Source organism: Sphingobacteriaceae bacterium GW460-11-11-14-LB5 (assembly GCA_002151545.1).
Classification (GTDB): domain Bacteria; phylum Bacteroidota; class Bacteroidia; order Sphingobacteriales; family Sphingobacteriaceae; genus Pedobacter.
In genome coordinates this window covers 1,531,987-1,555,789 of the sequence record CP021237.1, presented here as the reverse complement: position 1 = coordinate 1,555,789, position 23,803 = coordinate 1,531,987, and the positions used below count along the sequence as shown (strand labels likewise).

Annotated in this window: 25 protein-coding genes; 12 read left to right on the top strand and 13 right to left on the bottom strand. The window is 37.3% G+C overall.

All coding sequences use genetic code 11. The features are described from left to right. Positions 1 to 11 precede the first annotated feature (11 nt). Positions 12 to 1,847 carry a 3-octaprenyl-4-hydroxybenzoate carboxy-lyase gene (locus tag CA265_06330; GenBank protein ID ARS39310.1) on the bottom strand — a complete coding sequence of 612 codons (1,836 nt, stop codon included), beginning with the start codon at positions 1,845 to 1,847 and terminating at the stop codon, positions 12 to 14. Positions 1,848 to 1,952: 105 nt separating this feature from the next. Beyond that, positions 1,953 to 2,432, bottom strand: a complete 480-nt coding sequence (locus tag CA265_06325; GenBank protein ID ARS39309.1) for a DNA starvation/stationary phase protection protein — start codon at positions 2,430 to 2,432, stop codon at positions 1,953 to 1,955. Positions 2,433 to 2,716: 284 nt separating this feature from the next. Here CA265_06325 and CA265_06320 point away from each other — a divergent pair, with 284 nt between their 5' ends. Both CA265_06320 and CA265_06315 read left to right on the top strand, forming a co-directional pair. Continuing rightward, entirely contained in the window at positions 2,717 to 4,255 is a 1,539-nt protein-coding gene (locus CA265_06320) for a hypothetical protein (protein ARS39308.1), read from the top strand. Positions 4,256 to 4,257: 2 nt separating this feature from the next. Further along, complete coding sequence (locus CA265_06315) at positions 4,258 to 4,902, top strand: uridine kinase (GenBank protein ARS42905.1); 645 nt, start codon at positions 4,258 to 4,260, stop codon at positions 4,900 to 4,902. 137 nt (positions 4,903 to 5,039) lie between these two features. Here the strand turns inward: CA265_06315 and CA265_06310 are convergent, their stop codons facing one another. The 5 genes from CA265_06310 to CA265_06290 form a co-directional block, all read right to left on the bottom strand. Then, positions 5,040 to 5,699: a succinyl-CoA--3-ketoacid-CoA transferase gene (locus CA265_06310; protein ARS39307.1), complete on the bottom strand. Its 660-nt coding sequence runs from the start codon at positions 5,697 to 5,699 to the stop codon at positions 5,040 to 5,042. An 80-nt stretch (positions 5,700 to 5,779) separates the two neighbouring features. Continuing rightward, entirely contained in the window at positions 5,780 to 6,484 is a 705-nt protein-coding gene (locus CA265_06305) for a succinyl-CoA--3-ketoacid-CoA transferase (GenBank protein ARS39306.1), read from the bottom strand. 295 nt (positions 6,485 to 6,779) lie between these two features. Continuing rightward, entirely contained in the window at positions 6,780 to 7,868 is a 1,089-nt protein-coding gene (locus CA265_06300) for a glucose dehydrogenase (GenBank protein ID ARS39305.1), read from the bottom strand. A gap of 359 nt (positions 7,869 to 8,227) precedes the next feature. After that, the gene (locus tag CA265_06295; protein ARS39304.1) at positions 8,228 to 10,606 is read right to left on the bottom strand and encodes an endonuclease MutS2; all 2,379 of its coding nucleotides are present in this window, start codon (positions 10,604 to 10,606) and stop codon (positions 8,228 to 8,230) included. 1 nt (position 10,607) lies between these two features. Next, on the bottom strand, positions 10,608 to 11,171 hold the full coding sequence (locus tag CA265_06290) for a hypothetical protein (protein ARS39303.1): 564 nt from the start codon (positions 11,169 to 11,171) through the stop codon (positions 10,608 to 10,610). A 69-nt stretch (positions 11,172 to 11,240) separates the two neighbouring features. On the opposite strand from CA265_06290, the gene CA265_06285 reads away from it, so the two are divergent. The 4 genes from CA265_06285 to CA265_06270 all read left to right on the top strand — a co-directional run bounded on the left by CA265_06285 (position 11,241) and on the right by CA265_06270 (position 14,999). Then, on the top strand, positions 11,241 to 11,942 hold the full coding sequence (locus CA265_06285) for a YggS family pyridoxal phosphate enzyme (protein ID ARS39302.1): 702 nt from the start codon (positions 11,241 to 11,243) through the stop codon (positions 11,940 to 11,942). Position 11,943: 1 nt separating this feature from the next. Next, complete coding sequence (locus CA265_06280) at positions 11,944 to 12,411, top strand: GNAT family N-acetyltransferase (GenBank protein ID ARS39301.1); 468 nt, start codon at positions 11,944 to 11,946, stop codon at positions 12,409 to 12,411. A 1-nt stretch (position 12,412) separates the two neighbouring features. Beyond that, positions 12,413 to 13,681: an aspartate kinase gene (locus tag CA265_06275; protein ID ARS39300.1), complete on the top strand. Its 1,269-nt coding sequence runs from the start codon at positions 12,413 to 12,415 to the stop codon at positions 13,679 to 13,681. Between the two features lie 130 nt (positions 13,682 to 13,811). Then, positions 13,812 to 14,999, top strand: a complete 1,188-nt coding sequence (locus CA265_06270) for a hypothetical protein (GenBank protein ARS39299.1) — start codon at positions 13,812 to 13,814, stop codon at positions 14,997 to 14,999. A gap of 167 nt (positions 15,000 to 15,166) precedes the next feature. Here CA265_06270 and CA265_06265 read toward each other — a convergent pair whose 3' ends face one another. From CA265_06265 to CA265_06250, 4 genes are all read right to left on the bottom strand, one after another. Next, a complete protein-coding gene (locus tag CA265_06265) occupies positions 15,167 to 15,364 on the bottom strand; it encodes a cold-shock protein (protein ARS39298.1) in 198 nt (65 codons plus the stop codon). 209 nt (positions 15,365 to 15,573) lie between these two features. Further along, positions 15,574 to 16,209 carry a peroxidase gene (locus tag CA265_06260; protein ID ARS39297.1) on the bottom strand — a complete coding sequence of 212 codons (636 nt, stop codon included), beginning with the start codon at positions 16,207 to 16,209 and terminating at the stop codon, positions 15,574 to 15,576. A gap of 163 nt (positions 16,210 to 16,372) precedes the next feature. Then, the gene (locus CA265_06255) at positions 16,373 to 17,467 is read right to left on the bottom strand and encodes a serine protease (protein ARS39296.1); all 1,095 of its coding nucleotides are present in this window, start codon (positions 17,465 to 17,467) and stop codon (positions 16,373 to 16,375) included. Between the two features lie 6 nt (positions 17,468 to 17,473). Continuing rightward, a complete protein-coding gene (locus CA265_06250) occupies positions 17,474 to 18,040 on the bottom strand; it encodes an RNA polymerase subunit sigma-70 (protein ARS39295.1) in 567 nt (188 codons plus the stop codon). Between the two features lie 203 nt (positions 18,041 to 18,243). On the opposite strand from CA265_06250, the gene CA265_06245 reads away from it, so the two are divergent. From CA265_06245 to CA265_06220, 6 genes are all read left to right on the top strand, one after another. Next, positions 18,244 to 18,462: a hypothetical protein gene (locus tag CA265_06245; GenBank protein ID ARS39294.1), complete on the top strand. Its 219-nt coding sequence runs from the start codon at positions 18,244 to 18,246 to the stop codon at positions 18,460 to 18,462. A gap of 136 nt (positions 18,463 to 18,598) precedes the next feature. Then, positions 18,599 to 18,817, top strand: a complete 219-nt coding sequence (locus CA265_06240; GenBank protein ARS39293.1) for a hypothetical protein — start codon at positions 18,599 to 18,601, stop codon at positions 18,815 to 18,817. A 130-nt stretch (positions 18,818 to 18,947) separates the two neighbouring features. After that, on the top strand, positions 18,948 to 19,169 hold the full coding sequence (locus CA265_06235; protein ID ARS39292.1) for a hypothetical protein: 222 nt from the start codon (positions 18,948 to 18,950) through the stop codon (positions 19,167 to 19,169). Positions 19,170 to 19,310: 141 nt separating this feature from the next. After that, positions 19,311 to 19,508 carry a hypothetical protein gene (locus CA265_06230; protein ID ARS39291.1) on the top strand — a complete coding sequence of 66 codons (198 nt, stop codon included), beginning with the start codon at positions 19,311 to 19,313 and terminating at the stop codon, positions 19,506 to 19,508. Positions 19,509 to 19,634: 126 nt separating this feature from the next. Beyond that, a complete protein-coding gene (locus tag CA265_06225) occupies positions 19,635 to 20,981 on the top strand; it encodes an adenylosuccinate lyase (protein ID ARS39290.1) in 1,347 nt (448 codons plus the stop codon). 87 nt (positions 20,982 to 21,068) lie between these two features. Further along, positions 21,069 to 21,620 (top strand): NifU family protein, encoded by a 552-nt coding sequence (locus CA265_06220; protein ARS39289.1) that lies wholly within the window; start codon positions 21,069 to 21,071, stop codon positions 21,618 to 21,620. Positions 21,621 to 21,790: 170 nt separating this feature from the next. Here the strand turns inward: CA265_06220 and CA265_06215 are convergent, their stop codons facing one another. Both CA265_06215 and CA265_06210 read right to left on the bottom strand, forming a co-directional pair. Further along, entirely contained in the window at positions 21,791 to 22,582 is a 792-nt protein-coding gene (locus tag CA265_06215) for an inositol monophosphatase (protein ID ARS39288.1), read from the bottom strand. 57 nt (positions 22,583 to 22,639) lie between these two features. After that, complete coding sequence (locus CA265_06210; protein ARS39287.1) at positions 22,640 to 23,788, bottom strand: diacylglyceryl transferase; 1,149 nt, start codon at positions 23,786 to 23,788, stop codon at positions 22,640 to 22,642. Positions 23,789 to 23,803: the final 15 nt, after the last annotated feature.

Sequence of the window (23,803 nt, the reverse complement as noted above, 5' to 3'; positions counted from 1 at the left end):
TTCCTTTCAAACTATACCAGCCCAAATAGCGCTTTCCCCTCTTTAGCCAGCTCATCAACCTTCGCCTCTACCACCGCATCTTTGATCAACTCGGGTGCGTGGTGAGGCTTTTTCCTGGCATCGATAATCAACGAACCTTTACAGCCCCAGTGTTTATTGATGGTAAAATCATTAATACCATATATATCTGCCGCGGGGTTACTCCTTGTAAAAGTTATCCAAACCAGATTATCAATGTCAGCAGCCGTAAACGTTGCATCATCTGCCAATATAATCAAAGGTAAACCAGATAAATCCTGACTCATTAAAGCCATATTCAATAGAGCAATTTCGGCGGCTGTTTTCTCAGGGTTTAAATATTTGTTACTTTCCAAAACCAAAATACCTGGAATGGCTATTTTTGGCTGATAGAATCCATCACTTAATGTCAACGCCTCCGGAATTTCATCCCACAGTTCACGTCGCTTATCCCCTGCTGCTGCAATTACAACCTTCGATCCGCTGTTTAATCCATCGCCACTATAATCAAGTGTATCAATAGTCGTATTGGTATAAAAGTGAACATCCCTCGTTAAATCAATCCTTTCTAAAATATGCGTTAGAAACGCTTCTATATGATGCGTGCTTAAGTTCAGGTCATCTTCTTTAGCTGCAATAAACAGGTATTTAGCCAAACTCAGTTGGTTTTTCCCTAAAATGTGATTGGCTATGGTTAAAATTTCCTGTGGTCTGCGCGCTTTTAAATATGGGGTATAACGTTCGCTACCAATGGCAAAAAGCAAAGGATGGACGCCGGCAGCATCAACCGCATGAACTTCTTTTAAACCGTGTATTTCCTGCGGAATGGCCGAGCCTGTAATTTCATGGATCAAAGCCCCAAAACTGGTATCCTCCTGCGGTGGGCGGCCAACAACTGTAAACGACCAAATGGCATCCTTTTTATGATATACATTGTGTACTTTCATCAAAGGAAAAGGATGCGTTAAACTGTAATAACCCAGGTGATCGCCAAAAGGCCCTTCTGGTTTATTTTCGTTCGGATAAACGGTTCCGGTAATGATAAAATCGGCATCTGCCGAGATGCAAAAGCCTTCGTCATCGTAAAAATAACGAAATCTTCTGTCGCCTAAAGCACCGGCAAAAGTCATTTCGGATAAGCCTTCAGGCAAAGGCATTACAGCAGCTAAAGGGTGTGACGGAGGTCCGCCAACAAAAATGCTCACTTTTAAGGGTTGGCCCAGTGCATTGGCTTTCGATTGGTGCACCCCAATCCCCCTGTGAATCTGATAGTGTAATCCAATCTCCTGGTCCTGAATATAATCGTTCCCACCTAACTGGATGCGGTACATGCCCAGGTTTGCATTTAAAACACCTGGTTTATCTACATCCTCGGTATAAACTTGTGGCATGGTTACAAAAGGGCCACCATCCATAGGCCAGTTTACGATCTGTGGCAGCTGGCTGATACTGGTTTTTAAAAATTTGCTTTTTGCTGAAGGTGTTTTAAGTGGCAAGGCTGATAAAGCCGACATGGCAGAACCTGCATACTTGAAAGGATTTTTCAACGCTTTTATAGGGTCGTTGCGTAAGGCCACCAACTGCTGTACTTTTGGCAAAGTATCTCTAAAAATAAACTTCGACCGTTCTAAAGTTCCAAACAAGTTTGAAACAGCAGGAAAAGGACTTCCTTTAACTTTTTCGAATAAAATAGCTGGTCCTTTATTTTCATAAATCCTTAAATGGATGGCTGCCATTTCTAAATAAGGATCTACTTCTTCTTTTATTCTGATTAAATGACCGTGCTTTTCAAGATCGGATACACATTCTGCTAAACTTTTGTACGCCATGCCCAAAGATAAATAATTAGATTTTTTCAGAAACAAAAAAGCCTCATATAAGCAGATTTTACAATTAAGCTACTTACATGAGGCTTTTAACCTAAATTTTTAATGTTATTTTTTTCCTGCAAAAGAACGTAACATCCAGGTATTTTTCTCTTTAAACTGCATAAAACGGTTAACCATATCGTTAGAACCATCATCTCCGGCAGCATCTGTAGCTTCTAAAAGTTCTCTTTCCAACTCAATTAACGAGGCCATATCATCTAAAATCGCATCAACCATATCGAGGTCTTTTAACCCAATGGTATCAATCTCTTTAATTTTAGATTCTTTGATATAGTCGGCAAAACGGCTGTGTGGTGCTTTTCCCAGGGTTAATACACGTTCGGCTATTTCATCAATAGTTAACTGTGCATTGGTATATAATTCTTCAAACTTAACATGTAAAGTAAAAAAGTTTTGTCCTTTAATGTTCCAGTGGCAACCTCTTAATTTTTGATAATGAATGTGGTAATTAGCCAAATAATCGTTTAACAGATCTACAACTGGTTTAACTTCTTTCTCGTTTAAGCTTATTTCTTTAGCGTCCATTTTTTTATTAATTATGATGTATTTTAATGTCTGAGTAACAACTCAAATTTATAAAAGTTTTGCTCAAAAATCGCTTTTGAACAATACCTTATTTATAAGATCGTTTAATATTCAATATTGTACAAAATAACAATTTTATAAACATTTGTTAATGAATAGCATATTGATATTACGAAGCTAAAGTCATCTAATTTTTACTAAAAAACGAACAACAGAACTTAAGATGGTTAACAATATTATTCGTATAATTGCTCCCTTTGACTAAGAAATTTACATAAAAATAAATGCATAAAATATATTTATCTGCTGTAGTGTTATTTGCCTTAAACATTGCAAATGCCAAAGCCAGTACAGTGAGAGACTCTATCGGTGTAGAAAATAATAAAGGCAAAAAACTGATTGTTCATCAAACCGTAGCAAAAGACACTTATTATTCTATAGGAAGAAGATATAATGTTTCGCCTAAAGATATCATGAGCTTTAATGATAACAAATACCTTCAGGTTGGGGTAATTATTAAGGTACCTACCAATATCCCTTTTACGGCTAACGGCTCGTCGAATGCCACACAAAACGCATCAAGTTCAAATGTTATCGAACATACCATAAAGCCAAAAGAAAATTTAAATATGCTGGCCGAAAAATATGGCACAACTATAAATGAAATTAAAGCTTTAAACAACCTCAGCGGAAATAATTTAAGTATTGGCCAGGTTTTAAAAATTCCTGCAAAAAACACAGAACAGACTGGTACTTCAGCTCCGGTAACACCACCTGCAAAAAACAATACGGAGACTGCAACAGCGAATACCTCATCGGCAGATCAAACCATGATTGAGCATACGGTGGCACCAAAAGAGTTTTTAGGGAAAATAGCTGAAAAATATGGCACCACAGTTGAAGAGGTAAAAAAAGCCAATAACCTTTCGGGAAACAACCTACGCATTGGGCAGAAACTTAAAATTCCGGCAACTAAAAATATCGACGAAAACAAGGTAGTAGCTGCTGCTGAAGAAAAACCGGTACAGGAAAACAAATCTGCAGATGCTGCCGGTACACACACGGTTTTAAGAAACGAAACCATTTTCACCATCGCCAAACAATATGGCATTACGGCTTACCAGATTAGAAAACTGAACGATTTACCCGATAATGCCATTACCATTGGTCAGGTTTTAAAAGTACCTGGAGGTATTATTACGGATGTTCAGGTTCCAAAAGAAAAGCAGGCAGAAGCTAAAGTTAAAGAAGTAGAAGCAAAAGTTAAAGAAGCCCCTGCTGCAAAAGAAGAGAGTTTTATCCATACCGTAGCTACCGGAGAAAACATTTTTACCATTGCTAAAAAATATAATTTAACCGCTTATCAGATCAGAACGGCAAACAAACTTGAGGATAATGCCATTAAAGTTGATCAAAAACTGATCATTCCTAAACCGCCACAACCTAAATCGGTAAATGATTTATCGAAAGAGGAACAGGAAAATGAACCAGATAGTACAATGGTTAAAGACCCTAAACTTCGTCGTGATCCGAGCGTATATGGCTTAAGTCAGATTGAAGAAAAAGGTACCGCAGTTTGGATTGCAGACCAGGATCTTGATGGTACAAAAATGTTGGTTTTACACCGTACAGCACCTGTAGGCAGGGTAATTAAGATTACCAACCCCATGACTAACCGTACTACCTTTGCCAAAGTTGTTGGTAAATTTACAGAGAACGAATCCACAAAAGATGTTATCATTGTAATGACTAAAGCGGTAGCCGATTCATTGGGTGCTTTAGACAAACGTTTTTTCTGCAATTTAACCTATAGTGCTCAATGAGTTTGAACAAAAAGCCATTTATAATTGGTATTGCCGGTGGTAGCGGATCGGGTAAAACATTTTTCTTAAACTGCTTTCTTCATCATTTTAAACAGGATGAAGTTACACTCGTATCACAGGATGATTATTATATCCCGGCTGGCGAAATGACTCAGGAAGAAAATAAATTATATAATTTCGATCTCCCCTCAACAATCGATAGCGAACAGTTTTTGAGGGACATTAAGCAATTAATGAGTGGCGAAGTGGTTTATAAAAAGGAATATAACTTCAACAATCCATTAGCTGTTGTTAAAATATTAGAGATTAAATCGGCACCAATTATTATTGTTGAAGGGCTTTTTATCCTCCACTTTAAAGAAATTGCGGCATTATTAGATCATACCATTTTTGTTGATGCAGATGAGCAGGTCGCTTTAGATCGCCGTATAAAACGAGATGGTTTAGAGCGTGGTTACCCTGAAGAAGATGTATTGTACAAATGGCATAACCACGTGGTACCTGCCTATAAAGAGTATTTATTACCCTACCGCGAACAGTGCAATAAGGTGGTCATGAATAATACCAATGAACCTGAAGAAATTATCGGTATCACAGAGGATATTTCGAATGATTTAAGAAACAGTATTTTAGTTGATATACAATAAATATCAAAGAAGTCAAGTTTTTAAAAACTTGACTTCTTTTTTGTAGGTAATCATAATGCCTTGATAGGCTTTACGGTATGCATTAAGGTTCCTACCTGCGCGGGAATGATGACCATTCTTTAGCATCAGGCATCATTTTAATCCAATCTCATTTCAGGAATATCCCCTTCAATAATCAATCTCCCTGCTGTAGATTGTTGTATAAATTCGATACTTACACCAGGTGCACGTTCTAAAAGTTTAAAACCACCTTCAGGTAAAATATCTAAAACCGCCAGTTCAGTTACAATTTTTTTAATGCATTTTACCCCGGTTAATGGCAAAGTACATTTTGGTAACAATTTGCTTTCTCCAGCTTTATTAATGTGCTGCATCGCCACAATAATGTTTTTGGCTGAAGCCACCAGATCCATCGCTCCACCCATTCCTTTTACCATTTTTCCAGGTATTTTCCAGTTGGCAATGTCACCATTTTCTGATACCTCCATGGCTCCGAGAATGGTTAAATCTACCTTTTGCGCACGGATCATCCCAAAACTCATGGCCGAATCAAAAATAGATGAGCCTGGCAAGGTGGTAATGGTTTGTTTCCCCGCGTTAATTAAATCGGCATCTTCCTCTCCCTCAAAAGGAAATGGCCCCATGCCCAATAAACCGTTTTCTGACTGCAATACCACATTAATTCCCTTTGGAATATAATTGGCAACCAAAGTCGGTATGCCGATACCAAGGTTAACATAGTACCCGTCTTTTATTTCTTTAGCAATACGCTGTGCAATTTCTTCTTTTGAAAACATAAATAAATGTAAATGAATGAATTTGAATGATAGAATGAGTAGAATGGTCAGATCTGCAACCCGACTTCGGACTCTCGACTTCAGACTTCGGACTTTCTAACTGTCCGTTGTTCAATTCTTTTCTCATAATCTTTCCCCTGGAAAATGCGGTGAACATAAATACCTGGTGTATGAATATAATCCGGGTCTAGTTCGCCTGCTTCTACCAATTCTTCTACCTCGGCAATGGTTATTTTACCTGCCATAGCCATAACCGGATTAAAATTCCGGCTGGTAGACCTGAAGATTAAATTCCCGGCGGTATCGCCTTTCCAGGCTTTAACAATAGCAAAATCGGCATCAAATGCATACTCCATCAAATAATCCTTACCATCAAAATTGCGTATTTCTTTACCTTCTGCCACTTCCGTACCGACTCCTGCAGGCGTAAAAATTGCTGGCATCCCATACCCGGCTGCCAGGCAACGGGTAGCTAAAGTGCCCTGTGGGATAAGGTCTACCTCGAGTTCACCACTCAGCAATTGTCTTTCAAATTCTGCATTTTCACCTACATAAGAAGAAATCATTTTTTTAACCTGGCGTTGTTTCAGCATTAAACCAATACCAAAATCATCAACCCCCGCGTTATTAGAGATACAGGTTAAATTTTTTACCTGTTTGTTGACCAAAGCTTTTATGCAATTTTCCGGAATCCCACAAAGCCCGAAACCGCCAAGCATGAGGGTTACACCATCAGATATATCTTTGATAGCCTCTTCAGCTCCAGATACCACTTTATTTATCATCTTATGAATTTTTGGTTAGTTCGCTAAATTACAAATTGCCTTCAAAATTGCTGCATTTAAATTTTTAAATCTACCTGGAATATTAATTAATTGGAATTAATCTAAATAACTATTACCTTTGTGCTGCAATGATTTACGAGAGAGAAGAAAGTCTATTCATATTACCCACCGACCCTGAATTTCAAAAGGGCATGGGTTTTATTTTCAGCTGTACCGCTGAGCACAAAAAGTGCTGTGAGAAATTTAAAAAAGGTAAACGCTGTAAAAAGTGTCCTGGGCGGAAAAAATAATTCCTCTACTTCGCTATTTCTACAATTTTATCATCGCTTCCATTGCTGGTACAGATATAAATTTTCCCTTCAGGTGATTGACAAATCGCCCTGATCCTGCCATAAGTATTCACATAAAAATCTTTCGTTCCTGTGATTTTTGTTTGTGCATCATCCAATTTAAGCTGCATTAATTTAGTTCCTTTTAATACAGCCAGTAACAACGAATTTTTAAACTGCGGAATGTAATCGGAATTGTAATAAGCCAAACCGCTGGGTGCAATGGTTGGTGTCCAATTGATTAGCGGCTCTGCCACATTATTCGAACTGCAAAACGACTGCTCCCCGCTTTCATTACAATAACCTTTAATATTTGGCCACCCATAGTTTCTTCCCTTCTCAATGATATTAATCTCATCATCAGAATCAGGTCCATGTTCTGAAGAGAAAATTTTATTGCCCACCTGGATCAATCCTTGTGCATTTCTATGCCCCAGAGACCAAAGCGGGTTATTTGGATATGGATTATCGGCAGGGATAGTGCCATCTAAATTTATCCTTAAGATTTTCCCTGCTAAAGAATTAACATTTTGAGGATTGCCAGTATCAGCAGCATCGCCGGTACTGATAAAAAGTTTACCACCGCTGATCAGCAAACGTGAACCATTATGGATAGAAGCAGCAGGAATCTGATCCAATAAAACCTGAGGACTTGTTAAACCTCCTCCGCTGTAAGTATAACGTACAACCTTGGCTTTATAGGTGCTTCCATAGCCATAAACGACATAAACATAAGGATTACCGGCAAAATCGGGATGTAATGTCATTCCAAGCAGGCCACCTTCTCCGTTAGTCCGTACTTCAGTGATGGTAAGTAAGGGTGTTACTTGTCCGTTTGCAGGATTTAAACGGCTAATTTTACCCGCTTTTTCGGTAAACCAGATAAAATTATCCGGTCCGTATACCATCTCCCACGGGAGACTTAATCCGGAAACAATGACTTTTGATTTTAGATCTACATCAGGCAGGGTACCTGGATCTTCATTATCATCACCATTCTTTTTGCAGTTTGTAACGAATAGCATTACAAACAAGCAGAGTAGTATTGCCCGCATAACCGTAACGTTTTAGAAATAACAACGTTACGGTTATAAAGTTTTATTGTTTTTACTGGGCGGACGTCATTTCGAGCGAAGCACAGCGTAGCCGGGAACAACGAAGTGCTCAGCGTAGCTAAATCTAACTCGAGATAGATCTCTCCATTCCACTGCGTTTCAGTCGAGATGACGATTACATCAGTATTTTACACCTTATCATCATCTTCGCGTATGCGGGATCTTGGGATCAATGTATTATTATGAGGCATTAAGATTATCTTCGATGAGCACTTCGTGGTTCCCAATCAAGTTGGGAATGACGCCTACACGAGAACCGATGAGTTTACCATTTCCCATCCTCCATCGCACCCCTTCCATCAATTCAAATACACATACGTAATCCCATCCCCGCCTCTATCAGCGTGTTCATCTTCCATCCTGTTTACCTGACTATATTTACGCAAGTATTCCCTGATCATTTTCCTTAAAATTCCATCACCTTTTCCGTGGATTAGTTTAATGGATGGGAAACCGAGCATAATGGCCTTGTCTAAATATTTCTCTACTTCGAACAAGGCATCTTCTGTGCGTTTTCCACGAAGGTCGAGCTCGGCCCTAAAGCCCGATACAGCCTCATTCATCCGCCCTGCAAACGAATTCGCACTGCTTTGGATTACTTTTTTAGCTTCACGGTTACTTACCTTTTGAACGCGGTTCTTTTTCACCGTCGATCGTAAATCGCCAATGGCCAAAACCAGTTCGTTGCGGTTAATCTCTAAAACCTGACCAATGGTTTCGCTATCGGTAAATTTCACTAAATCACCAATTTCAATTTCACCACCCACAACGACCTGCACTGGTTTAGGTCGTTCTTTCGGAACCGTATTTTTAACCAGTTCTTTTTGCAAATTCTGGCGAAGTTCTTTAGTTACTTCTTTATCAGCTTGCTTTTCCTTAATCTCCGCAATGGTATTCTCGACCAGTTTATTGGCATTTTTAATAATATTCTGCGCTTCCTGCTTCGCCTCTTTAATCAGTATCTTTTTGTTTTCCTCTAAAAATGCTTTTAACTTTTCATTTTCTGCAACCAGGTTTTTGGCTTTATTCTGTTGGTTAGCCAGGCTTACTTTGGCATCGTAAACATTTTTCTTTTCGCGCTCCAGATCAACCAGCATTGTATCTACCCGATTCTGGTTCGAGCCTGTTTTTTCTTTGGCCAGCTGGATAACTTCCTTAGGCAAACCAATATTCTGCGCAATTTCGAAGGCATAAGAACTTCCTGGCTTACCCATTTCTAAAACGTAGAGCGGTTTCATTTTGGCATTATCGAAAAGCATGGAAGCATTTTCCAAACCAGGGGTATTACCTGCAAAGAGTTTTAAATTAGAATAGTGAGTGGTAATTACCCCCCTCACCTTTTTATTGTTCAATACCTCTAAAACAGCCTCGGCCATTGGCCCGCCAAACTGAGGATCGGTACCGGTACCAAACTCATCAATCAGCACCATCGTTTTTGGCGAAGCATGTTCTACAAAATAGCGCATCTTTTTCAGGTGTGCACTGTAAGTACTCAAATCACTTTCTATCGATTGATCATCACCGATATCGGCAAAAATGTTTTCAAAAATCCCCACCTCACTATTTGCATCAACCGGAATCAACAGACCTGTTTGCAACATAATCTGCAAAAGGCCAACCGTTTTCATACAAACCGATTTACCGCCGGCATTTGGTCCGGATACCAATACCACCCGGGTTTCGGCATCGATATGAATATTTAAAGGTGTAACGGTTTTCTTTTCGGCAGCAAATGAGATCGACAACAATGGGTGCCTGGCATTTATCAGCCTGGTTTTAGGTTCTTTTAACAGACCTGGCATTTCAGCTTCAATATCCAGGGCAAATAAAGCCTTGGCTCGAACAAAATCCAGTTTGGTCAGGAAACCATGGTAAGAAAGCAATAATGGCGAATACGGCCGCAAATCGTCTGTTAAAGCAATTAAAATCTTAATAATTTCACGGCGTTTGTCAAATTCTAAATCGCGTAGCTTATTATTTAGCGTAAAAACTTCTTCAGGCTCAATATAAACGGTCTGCCCTGTTGCCGATTCATCGTGTACAAAGCCTTTCAGCTTACGTTTATTTTCGGCCAAAACCGGTATACACATCCTGCCATCACGAATGGTTAAACTACCATCGGCAACCCAATTATTGGCAATAGCCTGCTTGTAAATCGAATCCATGCGCTTACGCACATCTTGCTCTGCTTTGGAAATGGCAGAGGTAATCTCCTGCAATTCTTTTGATGCATTGGGTTTGATCTTTCCTTTGGCATCGATTACGGTTTCGATCTTACGAAGGATCGTTTTTTCGATGGGTAAATGCTCAAACAAAGCTTCGAGTGTGGGGTATACTTCTGCACGTTCTTCGAAAAAACGAAGGACCGAAAAAACAGTATGCAATGAAGTATATACCTGAAACCACTCATCCTCTAAAAGGTAAGTGCCTTCAACCCTGATTTTTTCAACCAGCGATTTAATATCAAAAAAGGTATTAATCTGTAGCGGTTCCTGATTTTGCAGGATGCTCTTAAATTCGTTTGTTTGACGTAAAAATTTATCAATCTGATCAAAACGGTTCATCACCTGCATCTTCTCTACCATTGTTTGCCCCATAGGGCTTAAACAATGTTTGCTAATCAGTTGCCTGATCTCTACAAAACCTAAACGTTCTAAACAGTTTTCGGGATATAACATATTAGTGTACTATAGCTGGAGTTGGGGTTGTAACAGCTTCCGGTGCCCCAGCTTTTTTTATATTTATGAGTGAATCGGCCTGCTTTTTCTTCTTTGCAATTTCAGCAACTGCTTTAACTTTTGACAAGGAATCTGGTTTCATTTTTTTTCTGATCGCAAGAGAATCGGCCTTAAATTTCTTTGCGATCACCAACGAGTCGGCTTTAAATTTCTTTTTCTTAATCATTAAATCGGCTAACTCAGTTCCTTTTTTTTGCCTGGCTAAAGCTTTTTGAATGTTTTTATACATTGCTTCCAGCTCTTTAGGGTTGGTGTTATACCAAATTAAACTCCTGTTATATTCGGCAGAATCCGTTTCAAATTTTTTATAAATCCCCTTATAATAAGCTGCAGCCACCTTCTTTGCTGAATCTACCATGTAAATACTGGAAAGGTAGCCATCTACAATGTGCATATCGTATAAAATCTTCTCCATTTTATCGGGTTTAATAATGCCATCAGGTATGCCAGGCTTACAGCCAAACCATAATATAGCTGTCATTAAAACCCATATTAATCTCTTCATGCTTAATTTAAATATTATTTTTTGCCCAAATTGCGGCAAGGTTATTAATTTTACCAAAAATAGTTATAAATGAGCATAGCTGATAATCTTAAACAATATAAAAGCGAAGTTGAAGCAGACGGGGTTAAACTCATTGCAGTTTCCAAAACACAACCAGTAGAATCAATTTTAGAAGCATACAATGCCGGACAGCGCATTTTTGGAGAAAACCATGTACAAGAAATGGTTGATAAACAGGCGCAACTCCCTCATGATATCGAATGGCACCTTATTGGCCATTTACAAAGCAATAAGGTAAAATACATTGCCCCATTTGTCCAACTTATCCACGGCGTAGACAGTTTGAAATTGCTACAGGAAATCAACAAACAAGCCGCCAAAAATAAACGCGTAATTGATTGTTTATTACAGGTTTACATCGCTGATGAAGACACTAAATTCGGACTTGGTTTTGATGAAGTGATCGAACTGTTACGTGCCGAAGAGCTTGCTGAATTAAAAAATATCCGTATTGTAGGATTAATGGGAATTGCCACCAATACCAGGAACGAAAAGCAGATTACGACCGAGTTTCACGAACTGAAAGTATTTTTTGACGGCATTAAAGTGAGTTTCTTCCGTAAAGATGATGCTTTTAAAGAAATATCTACCGGAATGAGCGCAGATTATAAAATCGCCATAGAAGAAGGAAGTACAATGGTGCGTATTGGTAGCAGTATTTTCGGCAAAAGGGTAATTAAACATTTCAAAAACGACGTTACAACCAATTAATATGGATTTTAACATCAGGTTTGCAACCGCTGAAGACTGTCCGAGAATATTAGAGTTAATTAATGAGCTGGCCGTTTATGAGCGTGCCCCGGAAGAAGTAACGGTTAGTTTGGATCATTTTATCGATGCTGGTTTTGGCGAAAATCCGGTTTGGAAAGCTTACGTAGCTGAAATAAATGATACGGTAGTGGGCTTTGCATTATATTACACGCGTTACTCGACCTGGAAGGGATGCAGATTATACCTCGAAGATTTTATTGTAACCGAAGAATTTAGGGGAAAAGGCCTGGGCAAGGTATTATTTGAAAAAGTAATAGAAGAAGCCAAAAACGGTAATTACAGTGGCATGGTTTGGCAAGTGTTAGACTGGAATGAACCTGCAATTAATTTTTACAACAAATATAAAGCACATTTAGAAAGTGGCTGGTTAAACGCGGCTTTCTCTAAAGAACAAATCAAGGCATTTTAATATGGATATTTTTAAGTTTGGTGGTGCCTCGGTAAAAGATGCAGATGGAGTGAAAAATGTGGCCAATATTGTCCGCGATTACAAAAAAGGAAACCTACTGATTGTAATTTCGGCGATGGGTAAGGTCACTGATAAACTGGAAAAGTTAACGCAGGCATTCTTATCACAAAATAATGAAGCGCATGCAATTTTTGATGAGATTAAACATTTCCATTTCAACATTATTGATGAACTGTTTCAAGGCAAAGCCAATCCGGTTTATGATGATGTAGCTAACACATTTGTTGAAATTGACTGGTTGATTGAAGATGAACCGGATAACAATGAAGATTATATTTATGATCAGATTGTATCTATCGGTGAAGTGGTTTCTACGAAAATTGTTGCCGCCTGGTTAAACGAAACCGGCAATAAAACCCTTTGGGCTGATGCCAGGAATTATATCCAAACGGATAATAGCTACCGCGAAGGAAAAGTAGATTGGGCCAAAACCAATCAGATGATACAAAGAGATTTATTGCCGCTTTTAAACGACAACATTATTGTAACACAAGGCTTTATTGGTGGTACCAGCGAAAACTACACAACAACTTTAGGTCGGGAAGGTTCTGATTACTCAGCAGCTATATTTGCCTCCTGTTTAAATGCTGCTGCACTAACCATCTGGAAGGATGTTCCCGGTGTATTAAATGCAGACCCAAAATGGTTTGATGAAACAGAGAAAATTGCCCAGTTATCGTACCACGATGCAATAGAGCTTACCTATTATGGTGCAACGGTAATACACCCAAAAACTATAAAACCGCTTCAAAATAAAGGCATTCCACTTTTTGTAAGGTCATTTATCCAGCCGGAAGGGTCAGGAACAGCAATTACCAAAGAAAATAACCCATTGCCTATCCCCTCTTTTATCTTTAAGGTAAATCAGGCCTTGATTTCTATTTTCCCAAAGGATTATTCTTTTATTATCGAAGAAAATCTGAGCAATATTTTTGAACTTTTCCATACGCACAAGATCAAAATCAACACCATGCTCAATTCTGCGATCAGCTTTTCGGTCAGCGTTGATGATCATCCTACTCAGATTGAAAAACTGATCAAAGACCTGTCTGAAGAATTTACCGTAAAATATAATAAGGGCCTGGAGCTGGTAACCATCCGTTATTATAACCAACAAACGATAGACCGTGTAACAGTGGATAAAGATATCTTATTAGAAGTGAAGAGCCGCCATACCTGTCAGATGGTAATGAAAAATAAATCCGCATAGAATTGGTCATTGTGAGCATTAAATGTGTTCGTCATTTCGACCGCAGTGGAGAAACCTATCTAAATAGATTTCTCCATTTCGTTGCACTACAGTCGAAATGACGATCTCTTTTGAAATAACCGATTAACACATGAATAATAAACTTTTAGCTAAAGCTGTACAAGATTATATCAATGCACATTTGAATGCAGATGTAAATCAGATTGCTTTAGCAAAAAGTCCGTTCGAAGGCATTACGGCAGCCGAACTGGCCACCCAGATTACCGCAAAAAGAAAATCGGAAAAGAAATTGCCAACCTGGTTTAATGCGGAAGATATTTATTATCCCCCAGTACTATCCATCGAACAAACTTCTTCTGAAATTACTGCTCAATACAAATCTAAACTTGCCAAAGGCAATACTTTAATAGATATAACCGGAGGCTTTGGAATAGACAGTTATTACTTTGCAAAACAGATAAAAGCGGTTACGCATTGCGAAATCAATCCCGAACTCTCCACAATCGCACAACACAATGCTCAGGCTTTACAAGCCACAAATATCGAATTTAAAGCAGAAGATGGAATTGCTTATATCCAGACCAGTGATACATCATTTGATACCATTTATGTAGATCCTGCCCGAAGAGCCGAAAAAGGCAAAGTTTTCATGCTAAAAGACTGTACACCAGATATTGCAAGCAACCTGGATGCCTTATTAGAAAAATCTTCAAGGATAATGATCAAAACTGCTCCATTACTTGATATTTCTGCGGGATTATCAGAATTGAAACAGGTAAGTGAGATCCATATTGTCAGTGTAAAAAATGAGTGTAAAGAACTTTTATGGATCATAGATAAAGATTACAATGACGACACGAAAATTATCGCTGTAACTATAAATAACGGCATTGAAAAAGATTTTTCCTTTTATAAATCTGCTTCAAATGGTTCAGTGCAGTTTACAGATAATTTAAACATTGGCAATTGCCTGTACGAACCAGATGCTGCTTTACTAAAATCAGGTGCTTTTAATTTAATTGGCAGTACCTACGATCTCTCAAAATTACATCCTCAAACACAGCTTTTTAGTTCGGAAATTGTAAATGAAGATTTCCCTGGCAGGATTTTTAAAATTGAAGCTGTTCTCACGACCACAGCTCTTAAGAAACAAGGTAATTTAAAAGGAAATGTAATTGTACGGAGTTATCCGGCAAAGCCTGAAGATCTGGTTAAGAAATATAAAATTAAAGCAGATCAGGATCAGTTTTTAATTTTCACCAAAGTCGCCAATGGTGAGAACATTGTGATCAAAGCGTCGATTATTCAATACTATTAAGGAGTTCAATAATCATTCATAGTTTGCTTTACGTCATGCTGAACTTGTTTCAGCATCTTTATAAGCAGCCCCTGAAATAAATTCAGGGTGATGAACCATTTAATACAAAAAGCCTCTCAACTGAAAGGCTTTTTGTAGGGATGAAGAAATAATTATGATATTATTACTTAAACTTTCTTAACGTTTACTGCTTGTAAACCTTTTCTGCCTTCAGCTACTTCAAATTCTACTGTGTCGTTTTCTTTCAAGCTTTCGATTCCACCTAAAACATCTTTAAAATGTACAAATAAGTCTTTATTGTCTTCTTGCACAATAAATCCAAAGCCTTTTTGAGTGTTAAACCATTTAACTTTTCCGGTTGCCATAAAAAAATAAAAATTGTATAAAATAAATAAACATTTTACGCCTTGATCAGCATTTCATTTAACCAATTGCGTATTAATATGAATAAAACAACCAGTTTAAGCGTTAATATTGAAACAAAACTACCAAATATAATAATTTACGAATATAATGCAAGCCATTTCGGGCCATTCAACAAGAATGTTGCGTTTCTACTTAAACTTTCTTTGGATTACTTATTTGGCTGAGGTGTGGTACGTAAATACGGTTTGATTACCTGATGTCCTTTAGGAAATTTAGCCGGAATATCTTCAGTTTTAATGCTGTTTACCACAATTACATCTTCACCATCTTTCCAGTCGGCCGGTGTAGCAACACTATAATTTGCCGTAAGCTGTAAAGAATCAATTACCCGTAATACTTCATTAAAATTTCTGCCGGTTGATGCCGGATAAGTAATGGTTAACTTCACCTTTTTATCAGGACTGATTACGAACAATGACCGAACGGTTAACGTTTCGGAAGCGTTTGGGTGGATCATATCGTATAAATTTGCCACTGTTTTATCTGGATCGGCAATAATTGGAAATTCTACAGATGTATGCTGCGTTTCGTTGATATCGTTAATCCAACCTTTATGCGACTCAGCAGAATCAACACTTAGTGCCAGAACTTTAACCTTTCTTTTTTCAAACTCACCTTTTAAAGCTGCAGTTCTACCCAGTTCTGTTGTACAAACAGGGGTATAATCGGCAGGGTGCGAAAACAATACGCCCCAGCTATCGCCTAAATAATCGTAAAAATCTATTTCACCAATGGATGTGTTGGCCTGGAAATTCGGTGCGGTATCGCCTAATCTTATACTCATGATATTATTAAATTTAAATTTGACTAAAACAAATCTAAACAATAGTATAGTAAATACATAGACTTAATATTAATTTAAGACCTCCAAATTACAATTCCAACAAAAAACCCTGAAGAAGCAATCTCCAGGGTTTAAGAATATTAATTTGTTTGGGGTATTACATTTAGTATGCTTTTATCATAAATACATAATCTTGTATTTTTTCAATCTGTTTGGTTCGTTTTAAACCAGACAGCAAGCTTTTTTTGCTGGCAGAAAGTTTATTTACACCTAATGAATCCTGAGGAATAGCCCTCATCGCTTCTAAAATATATTTTGATTTAATGGCAAAGGCTGCACCTTCGGTCTGATCTGGCTTACCACTAATAATACCAACCAAATTTCCGTTATTATCTAAAACAGGGCCGCCGCTATTTCCAGGATTAACTGAAATGGCTACCTGATACTGAGTGGTATCTCCAATAAAACCATTTTTAGAACTCACATAACCCTCTCCAAGTACAGCATCATCTTTTGGATAACCTAAGGTATATACAATTTCGCCTATGTTACTTGTATTCCTTTTAATGGTGTAAGGAATAGAAGATAAGTTACTGAAGTGTTTATCGTTTATTTTAAGAATGGCGATATCGTTTTGAGGATCTGTATAAACCGATTTTACTTTAAACGATTCTCCTTTACTGTTTTGCACATATAAAGAATCAGCACCATTGATAATATGCAGGTTGGTTAAGATGTAACCATTTGTAGAAATGGCAAAACCAGTACCGCCAAAACTATTCTGTGCATTTGGCTTATCAGAAGTGGTATTATTATGCTTAATTTTTCTGATTAAGCTATTTTGTGTTTTAATGGCATTATTTACCTGATTACTTAACTGTCTGTAGCGCTCAGCCTGTTGCGTATTATGCTGGATAGAGTAAATAGAAACCAGAGAGAGCACCACGAAAGATGCGGCAACTGCAATTGCAGATTTATGTTTCCGCCATAATTGAACCACACGTGAAGGGTGAGGCCTAAGTGTTGAAGCCAAACTTTCCACATCAATTTCGGCATGAATATGATTCAACTGCTCTTTTAAGCGTAACTGCTCAGCAAATATCCCCATAGATTCTAAAAAGAACTTATGTGAAACTACTTTATGATCTACTGTGGCATCATTACGACGTAACTGTTCAAAAGCTTCAGTTTCCTGTGCATTAAGTTTACCTAAAAGATAATCTTCAATAATTGCATCTAACTCCAAATCGTTTCTCATTTCAAATTATGGTTGAAAAAATATTTTCTTTAACCTTTGCAGGCATTTATATTTCTGCGTTTTTGCATTATCGGTATTGGTATAGCCGAACTTTTCGCAGATATCCTGCATGGATAAATTGTGGATATAAAAATCCTGAATAATGGTTTTACAAGGTTCGCCCAGGTGATCGAGTGCGGATTGCATTTTTACAAAAGCAGCATCTTTCTCTTCGTGGTGTTCTACATCTTCCTCAACAGCAAATACATCTTCATAATCGGTAATACTACCGGTTTTTTTACTGTTTAGGCTAAGTTTCTTTAGCCAGATACGCCTGCAAACTGAATAAATATAAGTTTTCAGTTTGCTGCTGAGCTCAAAATTACCTGCCTTAATTTTGTTATACAAAATGATTATGCCTTCCTGGTAAACGTCCTTTGCATCATCTTCATCACCGTTATTATTCAGGATAAACTGCAAAACCATCGCATAATAAGCCTTGTATAACTTGTTAAGTGTATCTTCTGAGTTATTTAGAATACCTAAAATAACCTCTCTATCTGTTGGAACTGAACTCTTTAAACTGTTATTCACTAGTTAATACATTTTTCTATAAATAGTAACCCAATATTAGACAAAAAAATATTTATAGCTACTATAATTGCTTAATACAAACTTAAAGCAAACGGTAACCCAATATGCCAAAAAAAAATATTTTAACTTTTTTGTAAATTATCGGGTTACCTTTTTACCTTTGCGGCATTAATAAGAAATTAATTACTTAAAAAAATTCAAAAATGAAAAATGCATTCAAATTAGGCTTTTTAGCTTTAGCTTTATCTTTATCAGTTGTTGCTTGTAACTCAGAAAAAAAAGCTGAAGGTGCTGATACAACTTTAACTGATTCTTCTACTATCGTTACTGATACTACTGCAAAAGATACTACAGTTAAAGATTCTACAGTAAAAGATACTACTGTAAAAACTACTACAACTACAGAAGAAGTTAAACACTAGTCTAACTTTACTTATAAAAAAAGGCTCCTGATCTAGCATCAGGAGCCTTTTTTATTTTTTTTTATTTTTTTGGGTTACCTTTTCGGGTTACCGGTATTAAGGATAAATTAATTAATTACTTAAAAAATACTCAAAAATGAAAAATGCATTCAAATTAGGCTTTTTAGCTTTAGCTTTATCTTTATCAGTTGTTGCTTGTAACTCAGAAAAAAAAGCTGAAGGTACTGATACAACAGCTACAGATTCTTCAACTATCGTTACTGATACTACTGCAAAAGATACTACAGTTAAAGATTCTACAGTAAAAGATACTACTGTAAAAACTACTACAGAAAAAACTGAAGTTAAACACTAGTCTAACTTACTTATAAGAAGAGCCTCCCGATGTAAATCAGGGAGGCTTTTTTATTTTATCAAAATTAAAAGGGTTACCTTTTAACATTTTAGGTATTAACAGTAGATTTAACCCTAAAACTAAGATCAAAATGAAAAATGCATTCAAATTAGGCTTTTTAGCCCTTGCTTTATCTTTAACAGTTGCTGCTTGTGGCGAATCAGGTAAAAAAGCTGATGGCGCTGATACAACAGTTACAGATTCTTCAACTATTATTACTGACACAACTGCTGTTGATACTACGGTAAAAGATTCTACAGTAAAAGATACTACTGTAAAAGCGACTACTACTACTGAAGAAGTAAAACACTAATTTATTTCACAATTTTTTATAAAAAAGCTCACGATTTCAAATCGTGAGCTTTTTTATTTAGGATAAACGGGTTAATTTTTAAGTATTTTATATAAATTAGCATTAATTAACTTTTCAAAACCAAACAAATTAAGAAAAAAAATGAAAAATGCATTTAAATTTGGCTTTTTAGCTTTAGCACTTTCCCTATCTGTTGTTGCCTGTAACTCAGAAAAAAAAGCTGAAGGTGGTGATTCATCTGCCGTTGATACTTCAGTTGTTGATACCACAGTAAAAGATACCACAGTAAAAGACACAACCGTTAAAGACACTACAGCAACTGATACAACTAAAAAATAGTTTATCGGTTACCGAAAAAAGGCCTTAGAAATACTAAGGTCTTTTTTATTTATATTAATTTCTAGCAATCAAGACCTTAAAATCCATCAATTGTAGTAAATTTGCGGCAAAAATATAATCCGCATAATGAATTTAACATCACTACAAGCTATTTCACCAGTTGATGGTCGTTACAGAAAAACAACCGAAAGTTTAGCTGCTTACTTTTCTGAAGAAGCTTTAATCAAATACCGTGTTTTTGTAGAAATCGAATATTTTATCGCACTTTGCGAAATCAACTTGCCTGGCTTAGAAAATTTTGACCGAAATCTTTATGCTGAATTACGCAAAATCCACGAAAATTTCTCAGAAGTTGACGCTTTAGAAATTAAAGAAACTGAAAAGGTAACCAATCATGATGTTAAAGCTGTTGAATATTTTATCAAAAGTAAATTCGACGCCTTATCACTTCAAAATTATAAAGAGTTTATCCACTTTGGCTTAACCTCTCAGGATATTAATAACACGGCCATCCCATATTCAATAAAACTGGCATTGAACGACAGCTATTATCCGGCAATTAACACTTTAATCGAAAAAATAAATGCCCTGGCTATCGAGTGGAAGGATATTCCGATGTTGGCACACACACATGGACAGCCAGCCTCTCCTACCAAGTTGGGTAAAGAGTTTTTGGTTTTTGCTGAGCGTTTGGCTATTCAGGTAGAAAGTTTAAAAAACATTCCGAATAGTGCAAAATTTGGTGGCGCTACCGGCAACTTCAATGCACACCATATTGCTTACCCTGAGGTTAACTGGGTTAATTTTTCAAACCAGTTTGTTAACGAGACTTTAGGTCTGACACGTGCACAGCATACGACTCAAATTGAACATTACGATCAGTTTGCAGCGCAATGTGATGCCTTAAAACGTATCAATAACATTATTATAGATTTAGACCGAGATATCTGGACTTATATTTCTAAAAACTATTTCAAACAGAAAATCAAAGCAGGAGAAATTGGTTCATCGGCTATGCCACACAAGGTTAACCCAATCGATTTTGAAAACGCTGAAGGAAATGCCGGAATTGCCAATGCTTTATTCGAGTTTTTCGCCGCTAAATTACCAATCTCACGTTTACAGAGAGACTTAACCGACTCTACTGTGTTAAGAAACGTAGGTGTTCCTTTCGGACATACCTTAATTGCCATTAACTCTACGCTACGCGGATTAAACAAAATTTTATTAAATGAAGCTGCTTTACATGCCGATTTAGACGAGAACTGGGCGGTTGTGGCCGAAGCGATTCAAACGGTTTTAAGAAGAGAGAACTACCCTAACCCTTACGAAGCCTTAAAAGAATTAACCAGAACAAATTCAAAAATCAATGCAGCAAGTATTGCCGAATTTATTGAAGGTTTAGCCGTTTCAGAAGCTGTTAAAGTACAATTGAGAACCATTACACCTTTTAATTACACCGGCGTTTTCTAGTCAAATTAAATTGACGTTAAGCAGACAGCTAACCAAGGTTTTATTAGTGAGTAATTGTTAATTTTGTTTATTCAAATTGATTAAGACATGACGATTAACGTATATACAGAACAGACTCCAAATCCGGCGACCATGAAATTCATGGTAAACAAGCTGTTAATAAACGGCAGTGAGGATTTTGCAACTAAAGAGAGTGCAGAGCATTCGCCTTTTGCCAAAGAGTTATTTAAGTTCAACTTTGTTTCTGGCGTTTTTTTCGCCAGCAATTTTGTGACCATCACCAAAACAGATGATGCAGAATGGGCTGATATTGAAGCTATTTTAAAAGAATTTGTTAAGGGAGCTGTAGAATCTGAATTAAAAATTAAAGAAGCAACTACCGAAGAAGCACCTGCTTTTGAGGGTACTGAAACTGAAATTAAAATTCAGCAGATTCTACACGATTATGTACGTCCGGCTGTTGAGCAGGATGGTGGTGCAATTACATACAAATCTTTTGATGAAGGTGTGGTTACCGTAGAGCTACGTGGCTCTTGCAGTGGTTGTCCGTCTTCTACAATAACGCTTAAATCAGGTATCCAAAACTTATTGCAGAGAATGGTACCTGAAGTTACAGAAGTGGTTTCTGAAGCGCTTTAAAATTGTGCATTTTTCATAGTATATATAGTGAAAAGGTCCCGATGAGAATCGGGACCTTTTTTTGTTGCGTCATATCATAAATATAGATTTTTCATCCTGAGGCGAAATCTCCTTTATGATACAACCTCATTTTCAACGAAAGACCCTGAAATAAATTCAGGGTGACGGCATTAATTAAAATACCGTTTAATCGCAGTTAACATTTCAGTAGTTAGTTTACCATTGGTAGCCAAGATCTCCCTTTTTTCAAAGTAATCATTTCCACCAGCGAAATCGTATACCTCTCCTCCTGCCTGCTGCACAATAAAACATCCAGCTGCAAAATCCCATTGTTGTAGATTGTATTCAAAAAAAGCATCGAAACGCCCGCAGGCCGTATATACCAAATCTATTGCCGCTGCACCAATTCTACGTACCCCATGGCTTTTCTGCATCATCTCCGTCAGTAATTTTAAGTACTGAGGTTGTTTATCAAACTGATAATATGGGAAGCCTGTGGCCAACAAACTCGATTTCAGATCAGGATTAGCGGAAACTTTAATTTCTTTCTTATTCATAAGCGCAGGTCCGCCTTTATACGAATAAAACATTTCTCCCCTGTTTAATTCGTAAACCACGCCAATAACGGGCAGTCCATCTTCATAAAGCGCTACGCTAATGCCGTAAGCCGGAATGCCATGGATAAAATTGGTGGTACCATCCAAGGGGTCAATGATCCACGTATAGGTTTTACCTGTGCGGTTAATCGTTTTCTCTTCGGTTATAAAACCTGCATCGGGAATTAATTTTTCGAGATTTTGAACCAGTTTCTGCTCTGCTGTTTTATCAACATAAGAAACCATATCATTTAATCCTTTATATTCTATTTTTTGAACATCGAACTGCATCGCTTCTTTACGGATAAAATTTCCGGTAAGCCTTACAATCGATATCACCTTTGTACACAGTAATTCGTAATTCATAGCTATTTAACAATAAAACGAGGCGTTTATCGGATGATAAATGAACTTATAAAAATTTTAAGCCAGTTGATTCTTGTTCCTTAAGGCATAAGCACTTAGTGCAATACCGCCAACAACAAGAAAAGTAGAAATCATTTCTGCCTGGGTAAAAGACAGACCAAAAACATGATATTTTGAGTTTACACGAATTAATTCGATGCAGAAACGCTCCAAACCGTTTAAGATCATGTAAATACCAAACATTAAACCCGGTGCTTTTATTTTATCCCTGATCTTCCACAAAAAGGCAAAAAGGATTAAACAGATAATGACTTCGTAAATCGGTGTTGGATATACACCCTGCGCCAATTCGTTACAAAACTTACCGGTACAACCAGGAATTGGAATACCTTCTCCTACCACGTTATTCGGGTATTTGTACGACCACAACCAATCTGGTAACCAGGAAAATGGTTTTGGATTATTATTGACAATACCCCAGTCGCCATCTCCAGCTAAGTGGCAACCAATACGGCCCACAGCATAAGCCAGCATCATTCCAGGCCCGCCTACGTCAAGCATATGCAGCGGTTTAATGCCGTTTCTTTTGGCAATAATTAATACAGCCGCACCACCACAAATTAAACCACCATAAAAAGTTAAACCGCTAAATGACAATAACCGCTCGATAGGATGTTGAACAAAATCATCCCAATACTCTAAATTATCGAAAAATTTAGCGCCTAAAAAACCCCAGATGGCTGCCCAAACAATCAGATTACTCATCGTTTGGTATGGATGGATGGTTACCTGTGTTTCTTTTGGCTTATCCAGCTTGTGTTTATTCTTTTCGGTATAATCCCAGTAAGCAAACAAACCGGCAAAGAACAAACCACCAATGATATTTCCTTTGGTCGACATTAAAATCGACTGTGCATCATTAACAAAAAGTTTATAGTTTAACAAGGCATAAACCAGTTTATAACCAATAACGAAGCCGAAAAGACCATTCATGATCAGTTCAGATGTGGTAGCAGGTTTACCCACCACAATTGTTTTTTTAATGGGATGGAGTATGCCTAACGCTTCTTTACGCTTAAGTTCTTTGGTAAAAGCCCAGTAGCCAGCAACAAAGGCCAGCGCTACAAAAACACCAAAAGTATTAAACGGAAGCGGTAAATTAATGCCGAATAAATATTCTAAGAAATGTGAAACGGTAGGAAACATACAAATAATTTGTTG

Coding starts and splice junctions, on each gene's coding strand:
- CA265_06330 (ARS39310.1), bottom strand. CDS start 1,847: ATGGCGTACAAAAGTTTAGCAGAATGTGTATCCGATCTTGAAAAGCAC.
- CA265_06325 (ARS39309.1), bottom strand. CDS start 2,432: ATGGACGCTAAAGAAATAAGCTTAAACGAGAAAGAAGTTAAACCAGTT.
- CA265_06320 (ARS39308.1), top strand. CDS start 2,717: ATGCATAAAATATATTTATCTGCTGTAGTGTTATTTGCCTTAAACATT.
- CA265_06310 (ARS39307.1), bottom strand. CDS start 5,699: ATGTTTTCAAAAGAAGAAATTGCACAGCGTATTGCTAAAGAAATAAAA.
- CA265_06305 (ARS39306.1), bottom strand. CDS start 6,484: ATGATAAATAAAGTGGTATCTGGAGCTGAAGAGGCTATCAAAGATATA.
- CA265_06300 (ARS39305.1), bottom strand. CDS start 7,868: ATGCGGGCAATACTACTCTGCTTGTTTGTAATGCTATTCGTTACAAAC.
- CA265_06295 (ARS39304.1), bottom strand. CDS start 10,606: ATGTTATATCCCGAAAACTGTTTAGAACGTTTAGGTTTTGTAGAGATC.
- CA265_06290 (ARS39303.1), bottom strand. CDS start 11,171: ATGAAGAGATTAATATGGGTTTTAATGACAGCTATATTATGGTTTGGC.
- CA265_06285 (ARS39302.1), top strand. CDS start 11,241: ATGAGCATAGCTGATAATCTTAAACAATATAAAAGCGAAGTTGAAGCA.
- CA265_06280 (ARS39301.1), top strand. CDS start 11,944: ATGGATTTTAACATCAGGTTTGCAACCGCTGAAGACTGTCCGAGAATA.
- CA265_06275 (ARS39300.1), top strand. CDS start 12,413: ATGGATATTTTTAAGTTTGGTGGTGCCTCGGTAAAAGATGCAGATGGA.
- CA265_06270 (ARS39299.1), top strand. CDS start 13,812: ATGAATAATAAACTTTTAGCTAAAGCTGTACAAGATTATATCAATGCA.
- CA265_06265 (ARS39298.1), bottom strand. CDS start 15,364: ATGGCAACCGGAAAAGTTAAATGGTTTAACACTCAAAAAGGCTTTGGA.
- CA265_06260 (ARS39297.1), bottom strand. CDS start 16,209: ATGAGTATAAGATTAGGCGATACCGCACCGAATTTCCAGGCCAACACA.
- CA265_06255 (ARS39296.1), bottom strand. CDS start 17,467: ATGAGAAACGATTTGGAGTTAGATGCAATTATTGAAGATTATCTTTTA.
- CA265_06245 (ARS39294.1), top strand. CDS start 18,244: ATGAAAAATGCATTCAAATTAGGCTTTTTAGCTTTAGCTTTATCTTTA.
- CA265_06240 (ARS39293.1), top strand. CDS start 18,599: ATGAAAAATGCATTCAAATTAGGCTTTTTAGCTTTAGCTTTATCTTTA.
- CA265_06235 (ARS39292.1), top strand. CDS start 18,948: ATGAAAAATGCATTCAAATTAGGCTTTTTAGCCCTTGCTTTATCTTTA.
- CA265_06230 (ARS39291.1), top strand. CDS start 19,311: ATGAAAAATGCATTTAAATTTGGCTTTTTAGCTTTAGCACTTTCCCTA.
- CA265_06225 (ARS39290.1), top strand. CDS start 19,635: ATGAATTTAACATCACTACAAGCTATTTCACCAGTTGATGGTCGTTAC.
- CA265_06220 (ARS39289.1), top strand. CDS start 21,069: ATGACGATTAACGTATATACAGAACAGACTCCAAATCCGGCGACCATG.
- CA265_06215 (ARS39288.1), bottom strand. CDS start 22,582: ATGAATTACGAATTACTGTGTACAAAGGTGATATCGATTGTAAGGCTT.
- CA265_06210 (ARS39287.1), bottom strand. CDS start 23,788: ATGTTTCCTACCGTTTCACATTTCTTAGAATATTTATTCGGCATTAAT.